Origin of the sequence: Corallococcus sp. AB018 (assembly GCF_003986945.1) — a bacterium.
In the GTDB taxonomy this organism is placed as follows: Bacteria; Myxococcota; Myxococcia; order Myxococcales; family Myxococcaceae; genus Corallococcus; species Corallococcus exiguus.
The window spans coordinates 1-1,273 of record NZ_RAWR01000446.1; the positions used below are offsets into that span (position 1 = coordinate 1).

Annotated in this window: 1 protein-coding gene; it reads right to left on the reverse strand. The window is 67.0% G+C overall.

Annotated features, from left to right (window positions below):
• Positions 1-31 precede the first annotated feature (31 nt).
• Positions 32-1,221, reverse strand: a protein-coding gene (locus D7Y11_RS42610; protein WP_199746074.1) for an IS3 family transposase whose coding sequence is annotated in 2 segments (ribosomal slippage) — positions 32-939 and positions 939-1,221 — 1,191 coding nt in all. Because the reading frame shifts where the segments join, the coding sequence is not laid out codon by codon here.
• Positions 1,222-1,273 lie beyond the last annotated feature (52 nt).

The window sequence follows — 1,273 nt, forward strand, 5'->3', positions numbered from 1 at the left end:
TGGGCCTGCTCCGGTTCGGTGGACAGGTTGACTACGCTGCCAGCCTCTTGGTTGCGGCCCTCCGCTCGTATTCCACTGGGCTGACGTAGCCCAGGGCGGAGTGGCGCCGCTTCCGGTTGTAGAACACCTCGATGTACTCGAACAGCGACTGCTTCGCCGCCTCGCGTGTCTTGAAGCGGGTGATGTAGACGAGTTCCAGCTTCAGGGTGGAGAAGAAGCTCTCCGCCACGGCGTTGTCCCAGCAGTTGCCCTTGCGCGACATGCTGCATCCGATGCCGTGCGCCTCCAGCAGCTGGCGGTAGTCCTCGCTCGCATACTGGCTGCCACGGTCGGAGTGGTGCAGTTGCGGAGCGGGACCGCCGAGCAACGCCATATCGAGCGCGCTCAGCACCAGGCCGCGGTCGATTCTCTCGCCCATCGCCCAGCCCACCACCTTTCGACTGAAGAGGTCCAAGAGCACGGCCAGATACAACCAGCCCTCCTCGGTCCAGACGTAGGTGATGTCGCCCACCCATGCGCGGTCGGGCTGGCCTGGCTGGAAGTTCCTCGCCAGGGAGTTGGGCGCCACGGGGTGGCCGTGCGCGGAGTCGGTGGTCCGCACGAATCGACGCCGGGTGCGAGCGCGCAGGCCCGCCTGGCGCATCAGCCGAGCCACTCGCTTGCGGGCGACCCGCCGGCCGCGCGCCTTCAGCTCCGCGTGGACTCGCGGAGCGCCATACCTGCCCCGGCTCTCCTGGTGCACGGCGAGCACCTCGACGCCCAGTGCCCGGTCGCTCTTCTTGCGCTCGGACTCGGAGCGCTTCGCCCAGGCGTAGTAGCCACTGCGAGAAACCTCCAGATGACGGCAGAGGGAGGCTACCGGGAAGAGGGCCTTCTTCGCGTCGATGAAGGCGAACTTCATTTCATCTCCTTCGCGAAGAAGGCCGCCGCATTTTTTAGGATTTCTCGCTCCAGCCGCAGCTCCCGGTTCTCCTTGCGCAGCCGGGAGAGCTCCTCGCGCTCCCCTGTCGCCAGCGCTCCGGGCCTGCCCTCACCCCTGTCCGTCTTCGTCTGCTCGACCCACAGCCGCAGCGCCGACTCCGTCAGGTCCAAGTCTCGGGCCGCCTGGGGGATGGACTTGCCCTCCTCCAGCACCAGCTTCACCGCCCCGGCCTTGTACTCCGCCGTGAACTCCCGGCGCGGCCTGCGGGGCTTCCTCTGCTTTTCGTCAGTCGCGGACATCCCGTGCTCCTTCCATCACATCTCGGGTGTCCACGGAACCGGGCCAGGCTCA